Origin of the sequence: Brevibacterium sp. (assembly GCF_052105255.1) — a bacterium.
GTDB classification, from domain to species: Bacteria; Actinomycetota; Actinomycetes; order Actinomycetales; family Brevibacteriaceae; genus Brevibacterium; species Brevibacterium linens_B.
The window spans coordinates 1-7181 of sequence record NZ_JBQDYQ010000098.1 but is presented as its reverse complement, the minus strand read 5'-3'; the positions used below and the strand labels follow the sequence as shown (position 1 = coordinate 7181).

At 65.6% G+C, this 7181-nt stretch carries 6 protein-coding genes; 3 read left to right on the top strand and 3 right to left on the bottom strand.

Annotated features, from left to right (window positions below; genetic code table 11):
* Positions 1–123 precede the first annotated feature (123 nt).
* Entirely contained in the window at positions 124–1419 is a 1296-nt protein-coding gene (locus tag ACTIIH_RS15630; protein WP_441452765.1) for a YibE/F family protein, read from the top strand.
* 79 nt (positions 1420–1498) lie between these two features.
* On the opposite strand, the gene ACTIIH_RS15625 is transcribed toward ACTIIH_RS15630, so the two are convergent.
* Together ACTIIH_RS15625 and ACTIIH_RS15620 are read right to left on the bottom strand one after the other, a co-directional pair.
* Positions 1499–2890 (bottom strand): aspartate aminotransferase family protein, encoded by a 1392-nt coding sequence (locus ACTIIH_RS15625; RefSeq protein WP_441091627.1) that lies wholly within the window; start codon positions 2888–2890, stop codon positions 1499–1501.
* Entirely contained in the window at positions 2887–3372 is a 486-nt protein-coding gene (locus ACTIIH_RS15620) for an Lrp/AsnC family transcriptional regulator (protein ID WP_169252424.1), read from the bottom strand. The genes ACTIIH_RS15625 and ACTIIH_RS15620 overlap by 4 nt, the downstream gene beginning before the upstream one ends.
* Before the next feature lie 422 nt (positions 3373–3794).
* Between ACTIIH_RS15620 and ACTIIH_RS15615 the strand changes: the two genes are divergently transcribed.
* Positions 3795–5123: a M24 family metallopeptidase gene (locus ACTIIH_RS15615; protein WP_441091626.1), complete on the top strand. Its 1329-nt coding sequence runs from the start codon at positions 3795–3797 to the stop codon at positions 5121–5123.
* Positions 5124–5142: 19 nt separating this feature from the next.
* On the opposite strand, the gene ACTIIH_RS15610 is transcribed toward ACTIIH_RS15615, so the two are convergent.
* Positions 5143–6531 (bottom strand): L-lactate permease, encoded by a 1389-nt coding sequence (locus ACTIIH_RS15610; protein WP_101593373.1) that lies wholly within the window; start codon positions 6529–6531, stop codon positions 5143–5145.
* Positions 6532–6592: 61 nt separating this feature from the next.
* Between ACTIIH_RS15610 and ACTIIH_RS15605 the strand changes: the two genes are divergently transcribed.
* Positions 6593–7141 (top strand): helix-turn-helix domain-containing protein, encoded by a 549-nt coding sequence (locus tag ACTIIH_RS15605; protein WP_101593375.1) that lies wholly within the window; start codon positions 6593–6595, stop codon positions 7139–7141.
* Positions 7142–7181: the final 40 nt, after the last annotated feature.

Below are 7181 nucleotides of genomic sequence, written 5' to 3'. Positions count from 1 at the left end.
GGTTGCTGGGCCGCCGTCAGGTGGTTCTGCTCACAGCTGGCCGCCACGGCGAGCACCAGCCGCCGATCCGGCCTGGTTCACCGCCCCGCATCTCTGCGATCAGCCACCTCCCGAAGGACCGCCATGCATATGACGTCCCACCACGAACCGAAGGCCTCGCCGAGGGTCCGCCTGATCATGCTCGCCTGCCTCATCCCGCTCATCGTGGTCACGATCGCCGGGCTCTTCGTGCTGTGGCCGTCAGGGCCGGACAAGGACTTGCCCGGCGGCGGGCCGACGACGAACTCGGCCGAGGGGACCACCGATACGAAGGTCACCGTCACCGCTGTCGACGCCTCGGACTGCGAGCCCGGCGAGACGGACCCGATGGTCCGCGCCGACTGCACGACCTACACCGTCGAGGCGGACGGGCACGAAGGCAACCTGTACGTCACCCCCGACGCGGTCAAAGCCGGCGTCGACGTCGGCGACACGATCAAGGTCCTCGACTTCACGCAGTCGCCGGACCGGGCGGAGATGGCCACCGATTACGTGTTCATCGATTTCGACCGCAACGTTCCGATGCTGGCCCTGGCGATCATCTACGCGATCGTCGTCCTCCTCGTCGCCGGTCTGCGGGGACTGCGCGCGCTGATCGGACTCGGGTTCGCCGGTGCTGTGCTGTTCGTCTTCATGCTCCCGGCCATGCTCGACGGCAAGCCGCCAGTGCTGGTGGCGATGGTCTCGGCGAGCCTGATCATGGTCATCGCGCTCTACCTGGCGCACGGAATCTCGACGCGGACGTCGACGGCGCTGTTCGGAACGGTGCTCGGAATCGTCATCACGGGCATCCTCGGTGCGTGGATGACGTCCTGGGCGAATCTGGGCATCGCCTATTCGGAGGACGGGTACCTGCTGGTCGATACGACGGATCTGGGGATGACCGACATTATCGTGTGTGCGATCCTCATCACCGGGCTCGGGGTGCTCAACGATGTCACGATCACTCAGGCTTCGGCGGTGTGGGAGCTGGCAGCAGCCGCTCCCGAGATGAAATCGGCGCAGCTGTTCGCTCGGGCGATGCGCATCGGCCGAGACCATATCGCCTCGACCGTCTATACGATCACGTTCGCCTATGTGGGCTCGGCGCTGATGACGCTCATCATCGTCTCCGCGCATGATCAGCCGCTGTTCGACACGTTCACGCTCGGGGACATGTCGGTGGAAGTGGTGAGCATCCTCGTGTGCTCGATCGGTCTGGTCGTCGCGATTCCGCTGACGACCGGACTCGGCGTCCTCGTGGTGAAATCGGAAGTGCGCCCGCCGAGGCGGCCCACCGGATCCGCTGCCGCGCCCGACACGTGCACGGTTGCTGACCCTGCAGGAGAACGGCCGCCGATGACTCGTCGCGAGGCCCGTGAACGTGACCAGAACCGCTGAATATCGCCCCGGAACTACCTGACGGCGGCCCAACAACCTTGCGCGAGGTTGCTCAGCCGCCGTCAGGTGGCAATTGGGGTCAGAACATTGTCCAGGCTTCCTGGAGGACGCCGCGGATGATCTGCTCCATCTCGTCGAACTCGTTCTGACCGACGGTCAGCGGAGGCGAGAGCTGGATGACCGGGTCGCCGCGGTCGTCGGCGCGGCAGTACAGGCCGCTGTCGTACATCTTCGCCGACACGAAGTTCTTGAGGATCCGCTCGGACTCCTCTTCGGTGAACGACTCCTTCGTGTCCTTGTCCTTGACGAGTTCGATTCCGTAGAAGAACCCCTCACCGCGGACATCACCGACGATCGGCAGGTCCTTGAGCTTCTCGAGCGTGAACTTGAACGCCGCAGCGTTCTCATGCACATGGTCGCCCAGCTTCTCCTCTTCGAAGACGTCGAAGTTCGCCAGCGCGGCGGCACAGGCGACGGGATGACCGCCGAAGGTGTAGCCGTGGTAGAAGGTCTCATCGCCGCCGGGACCGAAGGGCTCGAAGAGTCGATCGGAGGCGATCATCGCACCCAGCGGTGCATAGCCGGAGGTGATGCCCTTGGCCGAGGTGATGATGTCGGGAACATAGCCGAAGTCGTTGCAGGCGAACATGTCGCCGATGCGACCGTAGGCGCAGATCGTCTCATCCGAGACCAGCAGCACATCGTACTCGTCGCAGATTTCGCGCACCCGCTCGAAGTATCCGGGAGGCGGCGGGAAGCAGCCGCCGGAGTTCTGCACGGGCTCGAGGAAGACGGCGGCCACGGAGTCGGCACCTTCGAACTCAATGGCCTCACCGATGCGGTCGGCGGCCCAGCGGCCGAAGGCTTTCTCGTCGTGGGCGAGGTGCTCCGGTGCCCGGTAGAAGTTCGTGTTCGGCACCTTGTGGGCTCCGGGGACCAGTGGAGCGAACTGCTCACGCAGGCCCGGCAGCGAGGTCACCGACAGCGCGCCGTGCGGGGTGCCGTGGTAGGCGGTGGCCCGCGAGATGATCTTGTGCTTGCCGGGCTTGCCGACGAGCTTGAAGTAGTTCTTCGCCAGCTTCATCGCCGACTCGACCGAGTCGCCGCCGCCGGAGGTGAGGAAGACGCGGTTGAGATCGCCCGGCGCATAGCTGGCCAGACGTTCCGAGACCTCGATCGCCTGCGGGTGGACGTACGACCACAACGGCATGAACGGCAGCTTCAGCGTCTGGTCGTACATCGCCTTCGCGATCTGCTCGCGACCGTGACCCACCTGGACGGTGAACAGGCCGGCGAGACCGTCGAGGTACTTCTTGCCCTTGTCGTCGAAGATGTGGTGGCCCTCACCGCGGACGATGACCGGCGCCTCACCACCGTTGAACAGTGCTTGGTGTGGCGACATGTGCATCCACACGTTGTTGCGGATGGCATCCTGATAAGGAGTGCCGGCCCTGGTGACATTGTCTGTCATCGCGTCCCCCAGTTGTATTTCTGCTTTTCGAGTGAGAGGTACATGAAGAGCTCCGTATCCACGACGGCATCGATCGAGCGGAGCTCCTCATTGACGAACTCGATCAGATGCCGATCCGATTCACACACGATCTCAACCAGCAGGTCGAACGAACCGGCGGTGACGACGAGGTAGTCGATCTCGTCGTAGTCGTGCAGCTTCTCGGCGACCGCGGAGATGTCCCCGCGGACCTTCAGCCCCACCATCGCCTGCCGCGCGAATCCCAGACTCAGCGGGTCGGTCACGGCGACGATCTCCATGACACCCGACTCGATGAGCCGCGACACCCGCTGGCGCACGGCGGCCTCGGACAGGCCGACGGACTTGCCGATGGCCGAATAGGATTTCCGTCCGTCGTGCTGCAGTTCGACGATGATCGCCTTGGACTTCTCGTCGAGATTCCCCAGTCGGGAACCGCTGCCGTTCGGCAGGAGCGGGTCCATTCTTCACCTCCGTGATGTGCGTCTCAGGACAATCTATCACCGAATCTGCTGAAATGCGCTGTTTCGTTTGCGAATTCCGTCGAAACGGAAATTGTTTGGTTCTGGATTCGTCAGAATTCGCCGAGGCCGCCGACGAGTATCCGTGCCGAGCGCCGTTTCCGCGTGCGCCCGGACCCGCCGGTGGTGACCACTCGAATCGGCTGTCCGCCGACCGCCCGAAACCGCCGTTCGCGGACCGACCGGGTCGGCCTTTCGGGGATCGCTGAGGGCCGCTGTCGGCAGCCGTCCGAATCCCTGTTGAGCTGCGAATCGCCGTTGCGGAAGCCCGCGGATTCCCGCTGCCGCGCGGATCGGCGCACCGGCGGCAACACGCGCGGTGACAGTGATTGACAGTATGTGAGCGGGGTCACCACACTGGGATCATGAATGAGGGTGAGCTGTTCTACGGCGGCGAGGATCATCGCCCGGATGTGTACGGGATGCGTCCCGGAGCCGAGCAGGGGCAGGCCGGCAAAGAGGTCAAGGCGCGCCCGCAGCCGGTTCCCGGCGAGGTCGATACGATCGGCGCGAACGAACTGTCGTTCAGCGCCGAGGAGTACCTCGGGCGGATCGCCTCGGTGCGCAACCGCATGTCCGACCAGGGCCTGGCCGCGCTCATCGTCACCGACCCGGCGAACATCTACTACCTCACCGGCTACAACGCGTGGTCCTTCTACACCCCGCAGCTGCTGTTCGTGCCCTCGTCGGGTCCGATGACGCTGTTCATGCGCGATATGGACGCCCGCGGCGCCTCGCACACCTCATGGTTGCCGCCCGAGGACATCGTCGGCTATCCCGAACGCTATGTGCAACGCCCCCATATCCACCCCTTCGACTGGGTCGCCTTCGCCCTGCGCCAGCGGTGGGAGGTCGCCCGTGCCTCCACCTCTCCGGTCGGAGTCGAGATGGATTCGCATTTCTTCTCCCCGCGAGCCTTCCGCGCACTCGTCAATGGTGTGCCCGAATGGCGCCTCGTCGACTCCTTCGAGCTCGTCAACTGGATCCGTGCGGTCAAATCTCCGGCCGAGGTCGCGCTCATGCGCAAGGCTGCCAAGGTCACCACCGCGGCCATGGACGCGGCACTGGGCACGATCGGCGTCGGAGTCGGTCAGAACGAGGTGGCGGCCGCGATCTCCGAAGCTCAGACCCGAGGCGGCGACGGGGTCTGGGGCGACTACCCCTCGATCGTCCCGCTCATGCCCACCGGCGAAAGCGCGGACACCCCGCACCTGAGCTGGACCGATCGGAAGTTCGAACGCGATGAATCGGTGAGCATCGAACTCGCCGGTGTTCACCGCCGCTATCATGTTCCGCTGGCCCGTACGGCGGTGACCGGGCGGCCGAAGCAGGAGCTCGTCCGCCTCGAGGGGGTCGTCGCCGAGGCACTGTCGGCAGTCCTCGACGCTGCCGCTCCCGAGGTGCCCACCGCGGAGCTCGCCCGTACCTGGAATCGGGTGCTGGCTCTGTCGGGACTCGAAAAACCCAGTCGCCTGGGGTATTCGATCGGCATCGGCTACCCGCCGGACTGGGGCGAGCGGACGATCTCGATCCGCACCGAGGACGACCAGATCCTCGAAGCGGGAATGACCTTCCACCTCATCGGCGGAATGTGGATGAACGGCTACGGAATCGAACTGTCCGAACCGGTGCTCATCACCGACACCGGCTGCGAGCCGTTCACGAACTTCCCCCGTGAGATCATCCGCGTCTGAGACGCGCACCGAACGACCCTCAGGCGAAGAACTGGATCCACAGGCCGAGGGCCAGGGCGTTGATCCCGGCCACCGCGAGCGCCCGGCCCTGCACCCAGGAGATGTCCCGCGCCGAGGCGGCCGCCGACGAATCCGCGATCTGCACGGCCATGGCCACCCGGGGAGGAGCAGCGAGGGCCGCCAATGAACCGGCCGCGTTTCCGGCCGCGACCACCGGCAGTGCCGAGACGTGAGACGAAGCGGCGACGGCGGTCAGGGTGCCGGTGAACATCGAGTTCGCCCCCGTGTTCGACCCGGTGAGCACCGCGCCGATGGAGTTCAGCCACGGAGTGAGCAGAACGAGCCCTGCCGGCAGCAGTCCGCCGATCGCCTCGCTCATTCCCGTCGTCGTCATGATCCAGCCCATGAGCATGAACGCGGCCGTGCCCACCCCGATGGGAACCCAGGAGCGCACGGCCGCGATGGAGACGGTGCGCCTGCCCTCGACAGTGATCGCGGCGATGAGGCAGGCGGCCGCCAGCCAGAACGGGGGAGAGGCGATGATCTGCGTGACAGCCGAGGGCAGTGCCGAATGCAGGGTGCGAGCCAACAGCAGTCCGATCGTGAGCACCCCGTAGGGCAGAACCGCCACGCCGAGGCTGCGCGTCAGCCCCGTGGTCCGTTTGCGGATCATGAACAGCGCACCGACGACGAGGATGACGATGAGTGATCCGATGATCCCCGAGGGGGCCATACCGATGACGTAGCTGGAGGCGAGGATCCCCGCCCACATGAGTGCGCCGGCACCGATGATCCCCAGCGCCGAGGCGGCGGACGGTCGCATGATCGCGACCACGGCGATCGCGACGATGATCACCGGAATCGCATTGATCCACGCCGTGGCCAGACCGAGCTCGTCGACGTCGAGTCCGGCCAGCGCCGCCGCGACGGTAGTGCCCGGACCCAGGGCGCCCCACGGAACGGCGATGAGGCCGAGGAGGCCGAGGATCGCCGACTGCCGCAGAGTGCACCCGAGGTGGGTGAGGATCGGCACCCCGACGGTGACGCCGATGCCGAAGCCGGTGACCGACTCCGCGAAGGGCACGATCCCGAACACGACGAGCGCGACCCCGAGCGGTCGCCCCGGCGACAGGGATTCGACCCAGGACGAGATCTGCGACATCGAGCCGGCGGACTCGAGCAGCCGGGCGAGCAGCATGCCGAAGAGCAGGATGAGCGCGACCTCGAAGATGAGCGGAAAGTAGCCGATCCCCGATTCCACCAGCACCGAGGCGGGGGTGGGGAAGGCGACGGCGACGAGGCCGGCCGCGAGCACCGTTCCGGCCAGGGCCGCGACCCAGGAACTCTGCTTGAACAGGAGCAGGAGGATGGCAATGAGGATCGGGGTGTGAGCCAGCACTGCCGCCATGGAGTCAAGTTTCCTTTGTGAGATGCGATTCTATGATCCAAGAATAGAATATGATGCTCCAATGGTGAAAGAAGAGGATCTCGGCGCACGTGTCTTCGGCGCCCGAATCAGAGCACGGCGCAAGTTCAACAACCTCACCCTCAACGAACTCGCGGTTCGGGCCGGACTGTCCCGCGCCGCTCTGTCGAAGATCGAACGAGGAGAGCAGGACACATCGGTCTCGAATGCCATGGGACTCTCCCGTGCCCTGGGCGTCGACGTCGGCGAACTGCTGGCCGCGCCGGAAGTCACCATCACCCGCAGCGAGGCGATCCCCACGTCCTCGACCTTCGGGAAAGGGGTCTGGCGCCGGGATCTGCCGTCGGCGATCGAGAACATGGACGTCGTCCACTACCGCCTCGACCCGCGCAGCGAGACCTCGGCTTTCGCCGCGCACCGCAGCGGATCGCGGGAGAGCTTCTTCGTCCTCAAGGGCAGCATCGAGATCGTCACCATCGACCGTCGTACGACCCTGCATGCCGGCGACTGCGCCCAAGCTCCCGGCGACGTGCCGCATCAATTGGCCAACCCCCACGACGAACCCGCCGAACTCATGCTCATCATCGTCTGACCCGCCCCCCTTCTTACTACCTGACGGCGGCCCAGCAACC